This is a genomic window from Dyella sp. 2RAB6, from assembly GCF_052115385.1.
In the GTDB taxonomy this organism is placed as follows: domain Bacteria; phylum Pseudomonadota; class Gammaproteobacteria; order Xanthomonadales; family Rhodanobacteraceae; genus Dyella_D.
Genome location: NZ_JBFRGP010000001.1, coordinates 90209 through 108281 on the forward strand (window position 1 = coordinate 90209; position 18073 = coordinate 108281).

Genomic DNA, 18073 nt, shown 5'->3' on the forward strand with positions numbered 1-18073 from the left:
GAGTTTGAGGGTCATGCGCTTCGACGTCGTCACGCTGTTTCCCGACTTCGTGCGCCAGTGCGCCGCCGTCGGTGTCGTCGGGCGCGCCCAGCAGCGCGAGCTGCTCCAGGTGGAAACCTGGAACCCGCGCGACTACGCCACCGATAATTACCGCACCGTGGACGGCCGCACCTGTGGCGGCGGACCCGGGATGGTGATGCTGATCGATCCTCTGCGCGCGGCCCTCCAGGCCCTGCGCGAGGCCGCACCGGAGCCGGTGCACGTGATTTACCTCAGCCCGCAAGGTGCGCGGCTGACGCAAGGCAGGGTGGAAGCGCTGGCGAAGCTGCCGCGGATCGCCCTGCTCTGCGGACGTTACGAAGGTGTGGATGAGCGTCTGCTGGCGCACGAGGTCGACGAAGAGCTCTCTATCGGCGATTATGTGCTGTCAGGTGGCGAGCTGGGCGCGGCGGTGATCATCGATGCCGTCGGCCGCTTGCAGGATGGGGCGCTCAACGACGCGCAGTCGGCGCAGCAGGATTCGTTCTCGGACGGATTGCTGGATTGCCCGCACTACGCGAAACCGGTGCGCCACGCACTGGGTGACGTGCCGGAGGTACTGTTGTCCGGCGACCACGCGGCGATCCGCCGCTGGCGCCTGAAGCAGGCCCTGGGACGGACCTGGCTGCGGCGTCCAGATCTCCTGGTACAACGCGCGCTGGATAAAGAATCCCGGGCGTTGTTGGAAGAATTCCGTCGCGAACACGCTCGACATGAGCTCACGCGGCAAGCTAACGATGCGGCCGAGCAGTAACCGCAGCCATTGAAATCAGATAGGTGTTGCCATGAACAAGATCATCGAACAGTTCGAAGCCGAGCAGATCACCCGCCAGCTGCCGGAGTTCGGCCCTGGTGACACCGTGGTCGTCAACGTCAAGGTGAAGGAAGGCAATCGCGAGCGCGTGCAGGCTTTCGAAGGCGTGGTCATCGCCAAGCGCAGCCGTGGCCTGAACTCCGCCTTCACCGTGCGCAAGATCTCGCACGGCACCGGCGTGGAGCGCGTGTTCCAGTCGCACAGCGCGGCCATCGAGTCAGTGCAGGTGAAGCGCAAGGGCAAGGTCCGCGGCGCGAAGCTGTATTACCTGCGCGGCCTGGAAGGCAAGGCTGCCCGCATCAAGGAAGACGTCGCCGCCGCCGCCAAGGCGAAGGCTGCCGCCGCTGCCGCCAAGTAATCCGGCCGCCGCTTCCGCTGCACGAAAGCGCATGACGAAAAACCCGCGGATGCCTGGCATCCGCGGGTTTTTTCATGCCTGAATCCTGCTGCCGGTTCGATACCGGCGGCGCCCGCAAGCAGCGGGCGCCGGCCATTCCGCTTACGGCGTGATCGCCAGCCGCTGCGGCTCCTGCAGGAAGTTGCCCTGCACGAAGTCCACGCCGCAGGCGAACAGCAGCGAGGTGCTGGCCGCGTCTTCCACCCATTCGGCGATGGTCAGGCGGTTGATCTCGCGCGCCTGGCGGCACAGCTCGGCCACCTTCTTCTGGCTGTCCGGCTGCTGCGGCAGGTTGGCCATGTAGCTGCGGTCGATCTTCACGTAGTCCGCGTCGATATGGTTGAGCAGCTGGAACGAGTTGAGGCCCGAGCCGAACTGCTCCAGCGCGAACTGGCCGCCCAGCTGCTTCCACGCCCGCACGAACACCTGCGCGGGACGCATCGAGGTGACCACCTTGCTCTCGGTCATCTCCAGCACGATCTTGCCGTGCTTCAGGCTGGCCTGCTTCAGGCGCGCGGACAGCCACGGAATCAACTGATCGTCATGCAGCGAACCGGCGGTGAGCTTGACGAAGAAGGTGGTCGGCGAAGCCAGCCGCTCGCGTGAGCTCAGCGCCTGGATCGCCTGGTTCAGCACCCAGCGGTCGATCGCGGGGGTGAGGTTGTACTTCTCGGCGATCGGCATGAAGAAGCCGGGCAGCACCTCGCCCTGCGGGCCGTTGAGGCGCAGCAGGATCTCGGAGAACTCGCCCTCGGCATCCTGCAGGCTGATGATGTGCTGGTGGTACAGCACGAATTCGTCCTGGCTCATCGCCTGCTTGAGCTGGCCCAGCCAGTAGCGCTCGCGCTCGGCGTCGGCCTTCTCGCGCGCCGCCGGGTCGTGCAGGTCGTAGCGGCTGCCGCCCAGGCTCTGCGCATTGCGCAGCGACTGCCCGGCCTGCTCCAGCAGCAATTCGGTATTGGCGTTCTTCTCGCCCAGCAGGCTGCCGCCGATGCTGGTGGTGACGGTGAGCGAGCGCGAGCCGACGTCGAAGATCTCGCTGGCCACCGCCTGCTGCAGGCTGGCGATCCATTCCTTGATGCCGTCGTCGTTGCGCGAATGCAGGATCACGCCGATGGTGTGCTCGGCGAGCACGCCGGCGGTGTCCTCCAGGCCGAGCAAGGCGTTGATGCGGGCGGCGAACGCCGCCAGCAGCTCGTCCGCCTTGCCCAGGCCGATGCCGGACACGATCGCCTGCCAGTTGTCCGGCTCGATCAGCAGCAGCGATTGGCCCTTGGTGCCTTCGGTGGCCGCGGCCACCGCCTGGTCGACGCATTCGAGCATGCGTGCGCGGTTGAACAGCCCGGTGACCTGATCGCGCTGCAGCTGTTCGAGCACCGACGGGTCCACCTGCTGGCGGCGGAACACGATCTGCACGCAGGGTTCGCTCTCGAAGGTGGCATGCGCGAATTCGACCATGGCCTTGAAGCTGCTGGCATCGGCGCGGCGCGCCTGCAGCTCCATCGGCGACGACGGCTTCTCGCCGCGCGAGAGGCTCTTCAGCGTGGCCTTGAAATCCTCGGCATGGTTCGAGCCGATCATGTCCAGCACGGGCAGGCCGAGCAGGTCGTCGAATTCGGCGTAGCCGAAGGTGTCCAGATAGGCCTGGTTGGCGCGTACGTGCATGCCTTCGTGCACGTAGGCGATGGCGTCGGTGGAGGAGTCCAGCAGTGCGTCGCAGCGGCGCTCGGATTCGCGCAGCGCGGTTTCCAGGCGACGCACCTGGCGGCGCGTATTGAGCGACTCGAACTCGCGCTGCACCACCGCCAGCAGCTGCTTGGGCTGCGGCCGCAGCGCGATCGCGCGCACGCCGTTGACGAAGAAGTCCGACACGATGGTGTTGTCCACCTGCGGCACCACCGCGATCACCGAGAGATCGCGCCCGTTGGCGTCGAGCTGGTGCAGCAGGTCGGCCAGCGCGACCGTGCCGATGGACGGATCGTAGAGCACCACGTCGGGCCCCAGTTCCTCCAGCGCCGCCTGCACCTGCTCGGCGTTGGTGGCGCGGGCCGGGCGCACGGCGATGCCGTTGTTGCGCAGCAGGCTGACGATCTGTTCCGCGTCTTCGACCGATTTCTCGATGAAAAGAATCTTGATGACCAGGTCTGTCTTCATTGGCACGTTGTACGGTCCATGGGCGCCCGAGCTGTCGATGGGGCTGGCCGGCATGGCGCCGGCCGGCAGCGCTTGGTTTTAACGGATTCGTATGACATCCGCCAGCGAAAAAGTCCTAGGAGTGACGCGGCGCACTGAGTTTCAGACGGGTCGCTTGGAAGCATCTCCGCCGACCTCGCGCACCAGCTTCGGCACCAGGTACCCTGGCAGCCGGCGGCGCATCGCCTCGACCAGCGCCAGCGCGCGCACGTCGTCCACCTCGAAGTGCGCCGCGCCCTGCACGCGGTCCAGCTGGTGCAGGTAGTAGGGCAGGACCTCCGCGGCGAACAGGCGCTCCGACAGCTTCACCAGCGTATCGGCATCGTCATTGATCTGCTTTAGCAGCACCGACTGATTGAGCACCGTGGCGCCCGCCTCGCGCAGGCGGCGGCAGGCGGCATCCACGGCGGCATCGAATTCGTTGGCGTGGTTGGCGTGCAGCACCACCACTTTCTGCAGCGGCAATGCGGCGAACCAGGCCAGGAAGGCCTCGTCGATGCGCTCCGGCAGCACCACCGGCAGGCGGGTGTGGATGCGCAGGCGCGTGACCTGCGGGATGGCGGCCAGGCCGCGGCTGAGTTCTTCCAGCTTGGGCGTCGCCAGGGACAGCGGATCGCCGCCGGACAGGATCAGCTCCGTGATCGACGGGTCCTGGCGCAGATGCTCCAGCGCCTTGCGCCACTGCCCGGCCGCGGCCATCTCCTCGCCGTAGGGAAAGTGGCGGCGGAAGCAGTAGCGGCAGTTCACCGCGCAGCTGCCGCTGGCGATCAGCAGGGCACGCCCTTCGTACTTGTGCAGCAGGCCCGGCGCCTCGCGCGCGGCCAGGTCGCCCACCGGGTCGGCCAGATAGCCGGGCGCCTGCTCCAGCTCGGCCAGCTGCGGCAGCACCTGCAGCAGCAGCGGGTCGTTGGCATCGCCGGGCCGCATGCGCGCCGCGAAGCCGCGCGGGACGCGCAGGGCAAACCCGGCATCGCCGGGCGGCAGGCGCCCGGCCAGGTGTTCCAGGCCGACCGTCCGCAGCAATTCGCTGGCATCGGTGATAGCCGCGCGCCACAGCTCGCGCCAGTCGGCAGCGGGCGGCAATAGGCGGGCGGCGGGGCTTGCGGTTATCATGGCGGGCCTTGGATCGGGCCTCGAGCCCGGACGATCCCCTATTGTAGCCGCCCCCGGCGGCGTCATCTCTGGAGCAGAAAGCGCATGGCCACCGCCGGTCTGAACGACGTCAAGAAGGGTATGAAGATCCTTCACAACAACGACCCGTGGGTCATCACCGATGCCGAGTTCATCAAGCCGGGCAAGGGGCAGGCGTTTACCCGCATCTTCATCCGCAACCTGAAGAACGGCCGCACCAGCGAGCAGACCATGAAGTCCAGCGACAGCTTCGAGGTCGCCGACGTGGTCGACACCGACATGCAGTACCTGTACTCCGACGGCGAGTTCTGGCACTTCATGCAGCAGGAAAGCTTCGAGCAGCACCAGGCCGCCAAGGCCGGCATGGGCGATGCCTCGAAGTGGCTGAAGGGCGAGGAAGAGTGCGTGGTCACCCTGTTCAACGGCGAGATCATCGCCGTGCAGCCGCCGAACTTCGTCGAGCTGAAGATCACCGAGACCGACCCGGGCCTGCGCGGCGACACCTCCGGCGGCGGCGGCAAGCCGGCCACGCTGGAAACCGGCGCCGTGGTGCGCGTGCCGCTGTTCGTCACCACCGACGAAATGATCAAGGTCGACACCCGCACGGGCGAATACGTCAGCCGCGTCGGTAAATAATCGCGGCGGCGACATCGAACGGCACGGCAGCCTCACGGACGCCGTGCCTTTTTTTATAGATAATTTTTTATAGATATTTTCTGCAACCGATTTCGGCGAGGTAGCGCATGAGCCCCGGCAGCACTGTGATTGACCTTCTTATCGAAGCGCGCTGGGTAGTCCCGGTCGAGCCGCACGCCGTGGTGCTGGAAAACCATGCGGTGGCGGTGGACCAGGGTGTCATCGTCGGGCTGCTGCCGATCGCTGAGGCGCGCGCCGCCTATGCGCCGCGCGAGCGCATCGAGCTGGGCGAGCACGCGCTGATCCCCGGCCTGGTCAACACGCATACGCACAACCCGATGACCCTGCTGCGCGGCCTGGCCGACGACCTGCCGCTGATGGTGTGGCTGCAGCAGCACATCTGGCCGGTGGAAGGGCAGGTGATCGGGCCGGAGTTCGTGCGCGACGGCGTCGAGCTGGCGGTGGCCGAGATGCTGCGCGGCGGCACCACCTGCGCCAATGAAAACTATTTCTTCCCCGACGTGATCGGCGCCACTTATCGCCGCCTCGGCTTCCGCGCCACGGTCGGCCTGCCGGTGATCGAATTCCCCACCGCCTGGGCCAAGAGCCAGGACGAATACTTCGAGCGCGCCGGCGAAGTGCACGACAGCTTCCGCGGCGATGCGCTGATCAGCACCGCGTTCGCGCCGCATGCGCCGTATACGGTGTCGGACCAGAGCTTCGAGCGCATCCGCGTGCTCGCCGACCAGCTCGATATCCCGGTGCACCTGCATACGCACGAGACCGCGCAGGAAGTGGAAGACGAGAAGCAGAAGAGCGGCCTGCGCCCGTTCCAGCGCCTGCAGCAGCTGGGCCTGGTCAACGACCGCCTGATCGCCGTGCACATGACCCAGCTGACCGACGGCGAGATCGCCGCCTGCGCCGAAGCCGGCGTGTCGGTGGTGCATTGCCCGGAGTCCAACCTCAAGCTCGCCTCCGGCTTCTGCCCGGCGGAAAAGCTGCGCCGGGCCGGGGTCAACGTGGCCATCGGCACTGACGGCTGCGCCTCGAACAACGACCTGGACATGTTCGGCGAGATGCGCACGGCCGCCATGCTGGCCAAGGCGGTGTCCCATGACGCCGCCGCGTTCGACGCGGCCTATGCGCTGCGTGCGGCCACCCTCAACGGCGCCAAGGCGATGGGGCTGGAAGGGAAGATCGGTTCGATCGAGCGCGGCAAGCAGGCCGACCTGGCCGCCGTGCGGCTGTCGGACCTGGAGACCCAGCCGCTGTTCCACGTCGCCTCGCAGCTGGTCTACGCCACCGGCCGCCACCAGGTGACCGACGTCTGGATCGCCGGCCGGCGCAAGCTGGCCGACCGCATCCTGGTCGACATGGACGTGGACGGCATCCGCGCACGCACGCATGCCTGGCGCGACCGCATCGCCGCCATCGACGCCAAGGCCTGAGCCGATGCAGCGCTATCTGGTCATGCTGATGCGCAACGCCGGGTTCGACCCGGCGGCCGTGCAGCCGCACCGCGATTTCCTGGAAGGCCTGCGCGCCGGCGGCCGGCTGGAACTGGCCGGCGGTTTCGCCGACGGCAACGGCGGCGCCTACCTGCTGTTTGCCGAGGACCTGGCGCAGGCCATGGCCTCCATCCATGCCGATCCGGCCTATGTCAGCGGTGGGTGGGATTTCACCGTCCACGAGTGGCACGCGCGTTAAGCTACGGCCTCCCCAAAGCAAGACCCCCCAGAGGTACCCCCATGCAAGCCTCGTCGCCCAACGTCAGCCCCGACGAAATCGCCCGCTTCGGCAAGCTGGCCGCCCGCTGGTGGGATCCGGACGGCGAATCGCGTCCCTTGCATGATCTGAATCCGGTGCGGCTGGGTTACGTGGCCTCGCGGATCGACCTGCGCGGCGCCCGCGTCGCCGACGTCGGTTGCGGCGGCGGCTTGCTGAGCGAGGCGCTGGCGCGTTCCGGCGCCGAGGTCACCGGCATCGACCTGGGCGAGAAAGTCATCGAAGTGGCCAAGCTGCATCTGCACGAGTCCAACCTGCAGGTGGATTACCGCGTGCAGTCCTCGGCCGCGCTGGCCGCCGCCGAGCCGGCGTCGTTCGACGCGGTGTGCTGCATGGAGCTGATCGAGCACGTGCCGGACCCGGCCGCGCTGGTCGCCGACCTCGCCAACCTGGTGCGTCCGGGTGGCCTGGTCTTCATATCCACCATCAACCGCACGCCCGCCGCGTTCGGCGCGGCCATCCTCGGCGCCGAATACCTGCTGCGCATGCTGCCGCGCGGCACGCATCACTACGGCAAGTTCCTCAAGCCGTCCGAGCTGGGGCGCCTGCTGCGCCACACCGGGCTGGAACTGGAGGACGTCACCGGCCTCGGCTACAACCCGGTGAACCGCAAGGCCTGGCTGGGCCGCATCACGTCCGTCAACTACGTGCTGTGCGCACGCAAACCTGCCTGAAGCCCCGCTCCCGATGAAGCCACTCCCTCACGATCTGCAAGGCGTGCTGTTCGATCTGGACGGCACCCTGCTCGACAGCGCCCCCGACCTGTACGACGCCCTGGTGGCGCTGTGCGCCGAACAAGGCGCGCCCACGCCGGCCTTCGAGCCGGTGCGCGAGGTGGTGTCGCGCGGCTCGCGCGCCATCATCGCCTGCGGCTTTGCCGACCGCGACGAAGCGGCCCGGCTGGCCCTGGTGCCGCGCTACCTGGAGCTTTACCAGGACGTCATGTCACGCCAGACGCGCGCTTTCGACGGCGTGGAACAACTGCTCGCACTGATCGAGGCGCAAGGCCTGCGCTGGGGCATCGTCACCAACAAGCCGGGTTTCCTTACCGACGAGATCGTGCGGCAGATCGGCTGGGCCGAGCGCGCCTGCGCGGTGGTGTCGGGCGACACGCTGCCGGTGAAGAAGCCGGACCCGGCGCCAGTGCTGCTGGCCTGCGAACGCGCGGGCCTGGACCCGGCGCGCTGCCTGTTCGTCGGCGACGACCGCCGCGACGTGCTGGCCGGTGCCGCCGCCGGTTCGTACACGGTAGCCGCGGCCTGGGGTTATCTGGATGGCGGCGATCCGCATGCGTGGAACGCCGACCTGGTGCTGGATGCGCCGGCGGAGCTCACCGCGCTGCTCCAGCGCGGCACCGTCGCGGCATGATCCCCGCCGAGCCCAGCGGCCCGCTGCAAAGCTACGTCGACAAGTGGCTGGCGGTGCAGCCGCGGCAGCGTATCGCGCTGGCCTTCGTCGACGGCGCGCGCTATCCGGGGCATATCGCGCTGGCCGCGCTGGAACAGGAATTGTTGTCCGCCGCCTACGGCATCCGCGAGCCGCAGGTGGCCGCGGTCAAGCTCAACTGGTGGGCCGAGGAGTTGTCCGGCGCCGCCGCCAGCGGCGGGCGCCATCCGCTGACCCAGGTGCTGTTCGACGACGAACGCGCGCGCCGCATCCCCGCCGAGCGCTGGCTGGCGCCGGTGCTGGCCGGCATGGCGCAGCTGGAAGAGGGCACCGCCGCCGACTTCGACGCGCAGCTCGCCGCCAGCGGCCAGCTGCACGGTGCGCTCGCCGCGCTGGAAACCGCCTGGTGGTACGGCGACGCCGCGTCCGGCGACAAGGCGGCACGGGTCGCCACGCTGTCGCATCTGCTGTTCGCCCTGCTGCGGGTGGAAGAGGACGCCGACCGCGACCGCCTGCCGCTGCCGATGGCGCGCATGGCGCGCTTCGGGCTCGCCCGTACCGACCTGCGCAAGGACAACCCGGCGCGCGAACAGGCGATCCGCGCCCAGCTCGGCGATCTTGCCGCCGCCTGGCGCGACGCCGAGCGCATGCCGGGGCCGCTCAGCGTGTTCCGTGCGCTGGAATCGGACACAGGCCGCGCGCTCGCCCGCCGTGCCGGCAAGGCCGAGGACCCGCTGGCCGCGCTGCGCGCCGGCCTCTCGCGCAGCGGCTTCGGCACCGCCTGGCAGGCCTGGCGCGCCGCGCGCCAGTGGCAGCGGCTGGCCGCCTGAAGCCGCGTTTGCGCGGCGCGACTATTGCGGCAGGCGCGCGCTGTCCCAAGATACAAAGGTCCGGGCGCGCTGACCCGATACCCGTCTGAAGGGTTTTTCCCATGTACACCCAGGAACAAACCGCACGCCTGCTTCCCGATGTCGCCCATCACGCCCAGCCGCACCTGGCTGGCGCGCTGGACTGGGTCGGCATGGACGGCATCGAGGTGCCGGTGCGTTTCGATGCCGGCGACGGCGAGCTGCAGCGGGCCAGCGCGCGGGTCGGCGCCTTCGTCAACCTGCATCGGCCGGACCAGCGCGGCATCCATATGTCGCGGCTGTATCTGCTGGTGGAGCATGCGCTGAGCACACAGCCGCTGACGGCCGGCTCGCTGCGCGACCTGCTGCGTGCCTTCCTGGAATCGCACAAGGATCTTTCCGACCGCGCCTGCCTCAGCATCCGCTTCGAGCAACTGGTGCGCCGCCCGGCGCTGCGCAGCGGCAACAGCGGCTGGCGCGCCTATCCGGTGTGCATCGAAGCGAGCATGGTCGGCGAGGACTTCCTGCTGGAGTACGGCACCGAGGTGGTGTACTCGTCCACCTGTCCGGCCTCGGCCGCGCTGTCGCGGCAGCTGATCCAGGACCAGTTCGCCAGGGACTTCGACGCTGCCGCGGCGCTCGACCACGCCGCCGTGCTGGCCTGGCTCGGTTCGGAGCGCGGCATCGTCGCCACGCCGCATGCGCAGCGCAGCGTGGCGCGCCTGCGCGTGCGCATGGTCGAAAGCGGCAGGTTCGATCTGATCCAGCTGATCGACCGCACCGAGCAGGCGCTAGGCACGCCGGTGCAGACCGCGGTGAAGCGCGAGGACGAACAGGCCTTCGCACTGGCCAACGGCGGCAACCTGATGTTCTGCGAGGATGCGGCGCGCCGCATCCAGAAGGCGCTGGATGCCGATGCGGCCTTAAGCGATTTCCATATCCGCGTGGAGCACCAGGAAAGCCTGCATCCGCACGATGCGGTGGCCTACGCCAGCAAGGGCGTGGCCGGCGGTTTCGGCGGAGCGCCGCGCGGCTGAGCGTGCTTTCGGATCGGGATGAAAAAACGGCGCCCGAGGGCGCCTTTTTCATGGCTTGGCAATGCCTGGCAGCAGCAGCGGATCCAGCCGCACGCCGAACCAGTTGAAGCCCCAGTGCACATGCGGGCCGGTGGCGCGCCCGGTCATGCCCGCCGCGCCGATCACCTCGCCCTGGCGCACGCGCTGTCCCACTTTCACGTCCAGCCGCGACAGGTGCAGGAAGTTCGAGCTGAGCCCGTAGCCGTGGTCCAGCAGCACGGTGCCGCCGGTGAGATACAGGCCGGGCTTGGCGAAGGTGACGATGCCGTCCGCCGGCGCCTGCACCGGCGTGCCCTGCGGCACCGCGATATCCATGCCCGAATGCGGCGACTTGGGTTCGCCGTTGTAGATGCGCTGGTTGCCGAAGCGCCCGCTGATGCGGCCCCGCACCGGCCAGGCGAAGCCGGCGCGGAAATCCTCGCGGTCGTCGTCGCGGTTGCGCGCGGCGACGACTTCGGCTTGTTCGCGCTGGATGCGCGCGGCGAGTTCGGGCGGCGGGTTGACCGTTTTCGGCGGCACGCCGTCGACCCGCTCGATCGGCCAGTCGCGCGGCGCCACCGCGATGCGCAGCGTTTCACGATGGCCATTGCGGTAAGCGAGGTTCACCAGCAGCGGGCCAGCTTCGTCGCGGCCCGCACCGAACACCAGCGTGCCGTCCGCGCCCACCCGCACCGGCTTGCCGCCGACGCTGGCCTGGGTGAGTTCGGGCAGCCGGGCGACCACCAGGCCGCCTTGCGAGATGCTGGCGGGCAGGGCGGTGCCCGCCGCATGGGCCGCGATCGCGCACAGCAGCGCGAGCGCGGCCGTCGACCATCGCCTCACCGGGCGAAGGTCAGGCGCTGGCCGCGCACGGACGGATCGACCTGGCGGCCGTCCCATACGCGCTGGCCGTTGACGAAGGTGGCGGCGATCGAGCTGTTGAAGGTATAGCCCTCGAACGGCGACCAGCCGCACTTGGACAGCACTTCCTCGCGGCGCACGGTGTGCGGCCGGTTCGGATCGACCAGGGTCAGGTCGGCCGCATAGCCTTCGCGCAGGTAGCCGCGTTCTTTCACGTCGAACAGCGTGGCCGGTGCATGGGTCACTGCCTCGACCACGCGCTCCAGCGTCAGCTTGCCCTCGAACACCCGCTGCAGCGCCGCCTGCAGCGCGAACTGCACCAGCGGCAGGCCGGACGGCGCCTTGTCGTAGAGCTGGGCTTTTTCTTCCAGCAGGTGCGGGGCGTGGTCGGTGGCCAGCACGTCCAGGCGGCCCTCGGCCAGGGCGCGGGTGATCGCCTCGCGGTCGGCCGCGGTCTTGACCGCCGGATTGCACTTGATCAGGAAGCCGAGGCGCTCGTAGTCGCGGTCGTCGAAGTGCAGGAAGTGCACGCAGGTTTCTGCCGTGATCCTCTTGCCCTTGATCGGGCCTGGCTGGAACAGCGCCAGCTCGTCCGCGGTGGAGATATGCAGCACGTGCAGGCGGCTGCCGTGCTTCTGCGCCAGCGAAATGGCCAGCCGGGTCGACTTGATGCAGGCCTCGCGCGAGCGGATCAGCGGGTGCTCCCAGGCCGGGATGTTGTCGCCGTACTTCTCGCGCGCCTTGGCGTGCAGCGCGTCGATCATCGGGGTGTCTTCGCAGTGCGTGATGATCGGCGTGGGCGCATAGCGGAAGATGCCGTCGAGCACCTCCGGGTTGTCCACCAGCATGTTGCCGGTGGAGGCGCCCATGAACACCTTCACGCCCGGCGCGGCCAGCGGGTCGAGCGAGCGGATCGCTTCGAGGTTGTCGTTGCTGGCGCCCATGTAGAAGGCGTAGTTCACGGCCGACACCTCGGCGGCGCGCGCATACTTCGCTTCCAGCGTGTCGCGGTCCAGCGCGGGCGGCTTGGTGTTGGGCATTTCCATGTAGCTGGTGATGCCGCCGGCCGCGCAGGCGCTCGATTCGTGGGCGATGTCGGCCTTGTGGGTGAGGCCGGGCTCGCGGAAGTGCACCTGGTCGTCGATCATGCCGGGCAGCAGCCACAGACCGGCGGCGTCGAGCACCTGTTCGCCGGGGCGGGCGTCGAGGTCGCCGGCGATGGTTTCGATGCGTCCGTGCTTCACGCGCAGGTCGGCGTGGAAGCGGCGGCCTTCGTTGACCAGTTCGGCGTTCTTGATCAGCCAGTCAGTGGACATGTGGTTCCTCGTGATTGCGGCAGCGGCGGAAAGTGAATTGCTCAGGCACCGGATCCATGCCACCGTCGCACAGCGGCTGGCAGCGCAGCAGGCGCCAGCCGGCCAGCAGGGTGCCGCGCAGGGGCCCGAAGCGCGCCACGGCGATCCGTGCATAATCCGAGCAGCTCGGATGGAACCGGCAGCGCGGACCCAGCAGGGGGCTCAACAGGCGCTTGTACAGGCTGAGCAGTAGAAGTAAGAGTCGTGTCACGACGGTTTTACGCTGCCGAAACAGCTAGCGGTGAGGGTGGCAGAGCGGACGTGAAGTATTCCAGATGCATGGTTGCCGGGGTAGGTCACATGGGCTATAACACCCGGCCGCCAAGGCCAAAATGGTGAAGGGAAATGGCGAAAACGACGCGTAGTTCGACAGCTGCCAAGACGCAGAAGGGAAAACCTGCGGCCAAGGCCAAAGAGGTCAAGCCCAGCAAGTCGAAAGTCGCCGCCAAGGCGGCCAAGGCAGTCAAGACGACGGCCAAGAAGCCCGCCTCCAAGGTCGCGCCCGCCAAGAAGGCGGCGCCGGCCAAGCAGCCCGCGGCCAAGAAAGCTCCCATAAAGACCGTGGCCGCCAAGAAGCCGGCCCCGGCCAAGAAGCCGGCTCCCAAGCCGGCCGCGAAGAAGGCACCCGTGAAACCTGCTCCCGTGAAACAAGCCGCAGCCAAGCCGGCGCCCAAGAAGGCCGCGCCGCCCGCCAAGCCGGTCGCCGCCAAGAAGGCGCCGCCGCCCAAGCCCGCCGCCAAGCAGGCGCCCGTGAAGCCGGTCGCCGCCGCACCCGCCAAGGCGCCGGTGGCGTCCAAGCCGTTGCCTAAGCCGTTGCCCAAGCCGGTACCGGAAAAGAAAGTCGCCGCGCTGGCTCCGGCCACCGCGAAGCAAACCCCGAAGCCCGTCGCCGCGCCCCCACCGGGCAAGGTGGCGAGCGCCATCGCCGTGGCGCCCCCCAAGGTGGCAACTGCTACCGCGCGCCATATCCCCTCCAAAAAACAGAAGACCCCGCAGTCCTCGATGAATAGTTCCACAGCCGTACTCGACAATGGCATCACCAAGGAAGACGGGCGCTACGCCCTGCCTTCCACGACCTCTATCGACCTGCCCAAGGGCTACAAGCCCGTGGACGACGATGAGTACATGAACCCGCGGCAGCTGGCCTTCTTCCGCAACAAGCTGCGCGAATGGCGCGAGCAGTTGGTGGAAGAGTCGCGCCAGACCATGGAGAACCTCCGCGACGAGGTGCGTGACGTCGGCGACGAAGCCGAGCGCGCCACCCGCGAAACGGAGAACTCGCTGGAGCTGCGCACCCGCGACCGCTACCGCAAGCTGATTTCCAAGATCGACAAGGCCCTGCGCCGGATCGAAGAAGGCCGCTACGGTTACTGCGAAGAGACCGACGAAGAGATCGGCGTGGAGCGCCTGGAAGCGCGCCCCATCGCCACGCTCTCGCTGGATGCGCAGGAGCGTCGCGAACATCTGCAGAAGCAGATGGGCGACTAAAGGTCGATCGTTCGCGATGGCCTGCAAAGCCCCGCCTCCGGCGGGGCTTTTTGCGTGTCCGCTCGGCTGGGAATGCGGCTCAGAGCGCCGCGGCGGCGTAGGCCTTCAGCTTGGCCAGCATCGCGGCCAGGCCGTTCGAGCGGGTCGGCGAAAGGTGCTTGGCCAGGCCGATGGCGTCGATGAAGCGCGGCTCGGTATCGACGATTTCCCGCGCGGAACGGTCCGAATACACGCGCAGCACCAGCGCGATCAGGCCGGACACGATGGCCGAGTCGCTGGCCGCCTGGAAATGCAGCTGCGCGGCATTGCCCTCGGGCACCAGCCACACCATCGACTGGCAGCCGTGCACGCGGTAGGCCTCGGTCTTCAAGTCCTCGGGGAAGGGCGGCAGCTGCTTGCCCAGGTCGATCAGGTACTGGTAGCGCTCGGTCCAGTCGCCGAAGAAGGCGAACTCGTCGACGATGTCCTGCTGCGCCTGTTCGGCGCTGGATACGGTGGTGTTCATCCACGCATTATCGCGCGTTTCGGACGATGCCATGGCGAACAGGCCGCCTTGCGGATCAAGCCTTGGCGACGCTCCAGCGCGTGCCCTGCGCACCGTCCTCGATTACCACGCCCATCGCGCTCAGTTCCTCGCGGATCGCATCGGCGCGCTTGAAGTCGCGCGCGGCGCGCGCGTTGCGGCGTTGTTCCAGCAGGGATTCGACCTGGCTCGCATCGACCTCGGTGGCGCCGCCGTGCTTGAACCACGCTTCCGCATCCTGCTGCAGCAGGCCGAGCAGGGCGCCGCCGCCGAGCAGGGCGGCCTTGGCCGCCTGGCGTCCGGCCGCATCGGCCTGGCGCGCGGCGTCCGCGAGCTGCGACAGCTCGGCCAGCGCCTGCGGGGTGTTGAGGTCGTCGCACAGCGCCGCTTCGACCGCGGCCGGCACCGGCAGCGGTGCTTCGGGCAGGGCCACCTCGGCCAGGTCGCGCAGCACGCGGTACCAGCCGTCCAGCGTGCTCACCGCCTGGGTGACCGCGTCGTCGGACCAGTCCAGCGGCTGGCGGTAGTGGCCGCGCAGCAGCACCAGGCGCAGCGCCTCGGCCGGGTGCTGCTTCAGCAGCTCGTGCACTTTCAGCACATTGCCCAGCGACTTGGACATCTTGCGTCCGTCGAAGGTGAGCATGCCGTTGTGCAGCCACCAGCGCGCGAACACCTTGCCGCCGTGCGCGCAGGTGGACTGGGCGATCTCGTTCTCGTGATGCGGGAACTGCAGGTCGACGCCGCCGGCATGGATGTCGATGGTCTCGCCCAGGTGCGCCTCGCACATGGCCGAGCACTCGATATGCCAGCCCGGGCGACCGATGCCCCAGGGGCTGTCCCAGCCCGGCAGGTCCGGGGTGGAGGGTTTCCACAGGACGAAATCGCCGGGGTTCTTCTTATACGGCGCCACCTCGACGCGGGCGCCGGCGATCAGCTCCTCGGGGTCGCGGCCGGACAGCGCGCCATAGGCGGCGTAGCTGCCCACCTCGAACAGCACGTGGCCGGAGGCCGCGTAGGCGTGGCCGCTGGCGATCAGGCTCTCGATCATCGCGATGATCGGCTCGATATGCGCGGTGGCCTTGGGCTCGATATCCGGCGGGGCGATGCCCAGCGCGGCCATGTCCTGGCGGTAGGCCTCGGTGTAGCGCTCGGTGATGACGCTGATCGGGCAGCCGGCTTCCTTGGCTGCGGTGTTGATCTTGTCGTCTACGTCGGTGATGTTGCGGGCATACACCAGCTGCGGGTAATGCCGGCGCAGCAGGTTGGCCAGCACGTCGAACAGCACCGGGCCGCGCGCGTTGCCGATATGCACGTAGTTGTAGACCGTGGGACCGCACACATACATGGTCACTCGCTGCGGGTCGCGCGGGGCGAACGGCTCGGGGCGGCGGGTGAGGCTGTTGTAGAGCGTGATCGGCATCGGTTCCGGTCCGGTGAGGGCCGCGCGGCGCGCGGGCCAGCCGGGCATCTTAACAAGCTGTAAGCGGGCCCGCTGGCAGCCCTTTATTCTAAGCCGCGATTCAGAGATGTTTTGCTGCAATTCACATAAGCGCAACGGAGCGCCGTGATAGTCCCCCGCTGGAGGGCCGCGATGATCAAGCTGTTTATCCCCGCACTGGTGCTGAGTCTTGCAGCCGCCAGCGTCGGTGCGCAGGACGCGCGTTACCCCAACCCCAATGACGACAACACCCACTACGGCTGGGCCGACGTGCTGCGGGTGGACCCGGTCTACGGCGTCGCCCGCACCGAAGTCCCGCGCCAGGAGTGCTACGACCAGCAGGTGGTCCGCCGCGACCCGGGTTCGGGCAGCGCCGCGGGCACCATCCTCGGCGCCGTGGTCGGCGGCGTGCTGGGCAGCACCGTGGGCAAGGGCGATGGCCGCCGGGCCGCCACCGTGGCCGGCGCGGTCGTCGGCGGCGCGGTGGGCAACGGCGTGTCACGCAACGGCGGCGGCGAGTACGAGAGCACCGAAACGCATTGCCGCCAGGTTTCGGCGGTGAGCGAGCAGCGCCGCATCATGGGTTACGACGTGGAATACCGTTACCGCGGCGAGGTCTACGTGTCGCGCTTGAACTACGACCCCGGCGAGCGCCTGCGCGTGCGGGTCAACGTGGCCCCGGCGGACTGAGCGCCGGACCGGTCGCAGCGAGTCCAACCGCCGCCTTCGGGCGGCGGTTTCTTTTTGGGCCGTACTTTTGGGACCGCTTCCCTGTTGCAGAGCAGCGAAATTCCCGTCATCATGCCGATTCTTCTACCCGAGCACCCCATGTCCTCAGCCGTCTATACCGCCACCGTCCTGACCAGCGCCCGCATGGCTGCTGGGATGACGTCGCGTGCGCGCCGACCGCTGGTCCGACATTCGGCCGGGTAGGCTGTCGCACGCGTTTCATGCGTATAGACGACAAAGGAACCCGGCCCTCGCGCCGGGTTTTTTTGTGTTTCGGTTTTGGGTACGCAAGGGGAAAACCGGCCCGGCCGGGAGTAGCTCACCGTGGTTCCGCCGGTACGGCAGGGCCATCGTTTCGAATACCGGATTGACTAGCAGAGACATGCCATGACGCTTCGCCACTTCCTCACCACCCAGGATTACAGCCGCGCCGAGATCGACGCCCTGCTCGAACAGGCCGCGGCGTTCAAGCGTTCCCCGCGCGGCCAGCAGCTGGCCGGCAAGTCGGTGGCGCTGCTGTTCTTCAATCCCTCGATGCGCACGCGCACCAGCTTCGAACTCGGCGCGTTCCATCTCGGTGCCCACGCCATCGTGCTGGCGCCCGGCAAGGACGCCTGGCCGATCGAGTTCGAGGTCGGCAGCGTGATGGACGGCGACACCGAGGAACACATCGCCGAAGTCGCGCGCGTGCTCAGCCGCTACGTCGACCTGATCGCGGTGCGCGCCTTCCCCAAGTTCCAGGACTGGTCGGTGGACCGCGAGGACCGCGTGATCAAGGCCTTCGCCCAGTACGCCAGCGTGCCGATGATCAATATGGAAACGATCACCCACCCCTGCCAGGAGCTGGCCCACGCGCTGGCCATGCAGGAACACCTGGGCAGCCTGCAGAACAAGAAATACGTGCTGACCTGGACCTACCACCCCAAGCCGCTCAACACCGCGGTGGCCAACTCCGCGCTGCTGATCGCCACCAAGATGGGCATGGACGTGACCCTGCTGTGCCCCACGCCGGACTACGTGCTCGACGAGCGCTACATGCAGGCCGGCCACGACAACGCGCAGGCCAACGGCGGCTCGCTGCGGGTCAGCCACGACATCGACGAAGCCTACCGCGGCGCCGACGTGGTCTACGCCAAGAGCTGGGGCGCGCTGCCGTTCTTCGGCCGCTGGGAACAGGAAAAGCCGATCCGCGAAGCGCACAAGCACTTCATCGTCGACGAACGGAAGATGGCGCTGACCAACCACGGCCTCTTCAGCCACTGCCTGCCGCTGCGCCGCAACGTCAAGGCCACCGACGCGGTGATGGATGCGCCCTACTGCATCGCCGTCGACGAAGCCGAGAACCGCCTGCACGTGCAGAAGGCGGTGATGGCCACGCTGCTCGGCCAGCGCTGA

The 18073-nt window shown here is 68.2% G+C and carries 19 protein-coding genes; 12 read left to right on the forward strand and 7 right to left on the reverse strand.

Features of this window, described 5'->3' with window-relative positions:
- Positions 1–13: 13 nt before the first annotated feature.
- Both trmD and rplS read left to right on the forward strand, forming a co-directional pair.
- Positions 14–793, forward strand: a complete 780-nt coding sequence (trmD, locus tag AB4083_RS00440) for a tRNA (guanosine(37)-N1)-methyltransferase TrmD (RefSeq protein ID WP_441605781.1) — start codon at positions 14–16, stop codon at positions 791–793.
- A 31-nt stretch (positions 794–824) separates the two neighbouring features.
- The gene (gene rplS, locus AB4083_RS00445) at positions 825–1211 is read left to right on the forward strand and encodes a 50S ribosomal protein L19 (protein ID WP_441605782.1); all 387 of its coding nucleotides are present in this window, start codon (positions 825–827) and stop codon (positions 1209–1211) included.
- Positions 1212–1352: 141 nt separating this feature from the next.
- Here rplS and AB4083_RS00450 read toward each other — a convergent pair whose 3' ends face one another.
- Positions 1353–3404, reverse strand: coding sequence for an EAL domain-containing response regulator (locus AB4083_RS00450; RefSeq protein WP_441606455.1), 2052 nt, complete (start codon positions 3402–3404; stop codon positions 1353–1355).
- Positions 3405–3545: 141 nt separating this feature from the next.
- Positions 3546–4556 carry an EF-P beta-lysylation protein EpmB gene (epmB, locus tag AB4083_RS00455; protein ID WP_441605783.1) on the reverse strand — a complete coding sequence of 337 codons (1011 nt, stop codon included), beginning with the start codon at positions 4554–4556 and terminating at the stop codon, positions 3546–3548.
- A gap of 84 nt (positions 4557–4640) precedes the next feature.
- Between epmB and efp the strand changes: the two genes are divergently transcribed.
- From efp to folE2, 7 genes are all read left to right on the forward strand, one after another.
- Positions 4641–5210 (forward strand): elongation factor P, encoded by a 570-nt coding sequence (gene efp, locus AB4083_RS00460; protein ID WP_441605784.1) that lies wholly within the window; start codon positions 4641–4643, stop codon positions 5208–5210.
- A gap of 107 nt (positions 5211–5317) precedes the next feature.
- Positions 5318–6658: a TRZ/ATZ family hydrolase gene (locus tag AB4083_RS00465; RefSeq protein WP_441605785.1), complete on the forward strand. Its 1341-nt coding sequence runs from the start codon at positions 5318–5320 to the stop codon at positions 6656–6658.
- 4 nt (positions 6659–6662) lie between these two features.
- The gene (locus AB4083_RS00470; protein ID WP_441605786.1) at positions 6663–6917 is read left to right on the forward strand and encodes a YciI family protein; all 255 of its coding nucleotides are present in this window, start codon (positions 6663–6665) and stop codon (positions 6915–6917) included.
- 41 nt (positions 6918–6958) lie between these two features.
- Positions 6959–7669 carry a bifunctional 2-polyprenyl-6-hydroxyphenol methylase/3-demethylubiquinol 3-O-methyltransferase UbiG gene (gene ubiG, locus AB4083_RS00475; protein ID WP_441605787.1) on the forward strand — a complete coding sequence of 237 codons (711 nt, stop codon included), beginning with the start codon at positions 6959–6961 and terminating at the stop codon, positions 7667–7669.
- Between the two features lie 13 nt (positions 7670–7682).
- Entirely contained in the window at positions 7683–8363 is a 681-nt protein-coding gene (gene gph, locus AB4083_RS00480) for a phosphoglycolate phosphatase (RefSeq protein WP_441605788.1), read from the forward strand.
- Complete coding sequence (locus tag AB4083_RS00485) at positions 8360–9211, forward strand: squalene/phytoene synthase family protein (protein WP_441605789.1); 852 nt, start codon at positions 8360–8362, stop codon at positions 9209–9211. The genes gph and AB4083_RS00485 overlap by 4 nt, the downstream gene beginning before the upstream one ends.
- Positions 9212–9312: 101 nt before the next feature.
- Positions 9313–10266: a GTP cyclohydrolase FolE2 gene (gene folE2, locus AB4083_RS00490; RefSeq protein ID WP_441605790.1), complete on the forward strand. Its 954-nt coding sequence runs from the start codon at positions 9313–9315 to the stop codon at positions 10264–10266.
- Positions 10267–10314: 48 nt separating this feature from the next.
- On the opposite strand, the gene AB4083_RS00495 is transcribed toward folE2, so the two are convergent.
- From AB4083_RS00495 to yidD, 3 genes are read right to left on the reverse strand one after another with little or no spacing between them, the layout of a single operon-like run.
- On the reverse strand, positions 10315–11127 hold the full coding sequence (locus tag AB4083_RS00495; RefSeq protein WP_441605791.1) for a M23 family metallopeptidase: 813 nt from the start codon (positions 11125–11127) through the stop codon (positions 10315–10317).
- On the reverse strand, positions 11124–12461 hold the full coding sequence (locus AB4083_RS00500; RefSeq protein ID WP_441605792.1) for a dihydroorotase: 1338 nt from the start codon (positions 12459–12461) through the stop codon (positions 11124–11126). Before AB4083_RS00500 ends, AB4083_RS00495 begins: the two co-directional genes overlap by 4 nt.
- A complete protein-coding gene (gene yidD, locus AB4083_RS00505; protein WP_441606456.1) occupies positions 12451–12735 on the reverse strand; it encodes a membrane protein insertion efficiency factor YidD in 285 nt (94 codons plus the stop codon). Before yidD ends, AB4083_RS00500 begins: the two co-directional genes overlap by 11 nt.
- A 110-nt stretch (positions 12736–12845) precedes the next feature.
- Here yidD and dksA point away from each other — a divergent pair, with 110 nt between their 5' ends.
- On the forward strand, positions 12846–13988 hold the full coding sequence (gene dksA / locus AB4083_RS00510) for an RNA polymerase-binding protein DksA (protein WP_441605793.1): 1143 nt from the start codon (positions 12846–12848) through the stop codon (positions 13986–13988).
- A gap of 79 nt (positions 13989–14067) precedes the next feature.
- Here the strand turns inward: dksA and AB4083_RS00515 are convergent, their stop codons facing one another.
- Both AB4083_RS00515 and cysS read right to left on the reverse strand, forming a co-directional pair.
- Positions 14068–14493, reverse strand: a complete 426-nt coding sequence (locus tag AB4083_RS00515) for a SufE family protein (RefSeq protein ID WP_441606457.1) — start codon at positions 14491–14493, stop codon at positions 14068–14070.
- A 55-nt stretch (positions 14494–14548) separates the two neighbouring features.
- Positions 14549–15931: a cysteine--tRNA ligase gene (gene cysS / locus AB4083_RS00520; RefSeq protein WP_441605794.1), complete on the reverse strand. Its 1383-nt coding sequence runs from the start codon at positions 15929–15931 to the stop codon at positions 14549–14551.
- Positions 15932–16102: 171 nt separating this feature from the next.
- Between cysS and AB4083_RS00525 the strand changes: the two genes are divergently transcribed.
- Together AB4083_RS00525 and AB4083_RS00530 are read left to right on the forward strand one after the other, a co-directional pair.
- Complete coding sequence (locus AB4083_RS00525; RefSeq protein ID WP_441605795.1) at positions 16103–16639, forward strand: glycine zipper 2TM domain-containing protein; 537 nt, start codon at positions 16103–16105, stop codon at positions 16637–16639.
- Positions 16640–17065: 426 nt separating this feature from the next.
- A complete protein-coding gene (locus AB4083_RS00530) occupies positions 17066–18073 on the forward strand; it encodes an N-acetylornithine carbamoyltransferase (protein ID WP_441605796.1) in 1008 nt (335 codons plus the stop codon).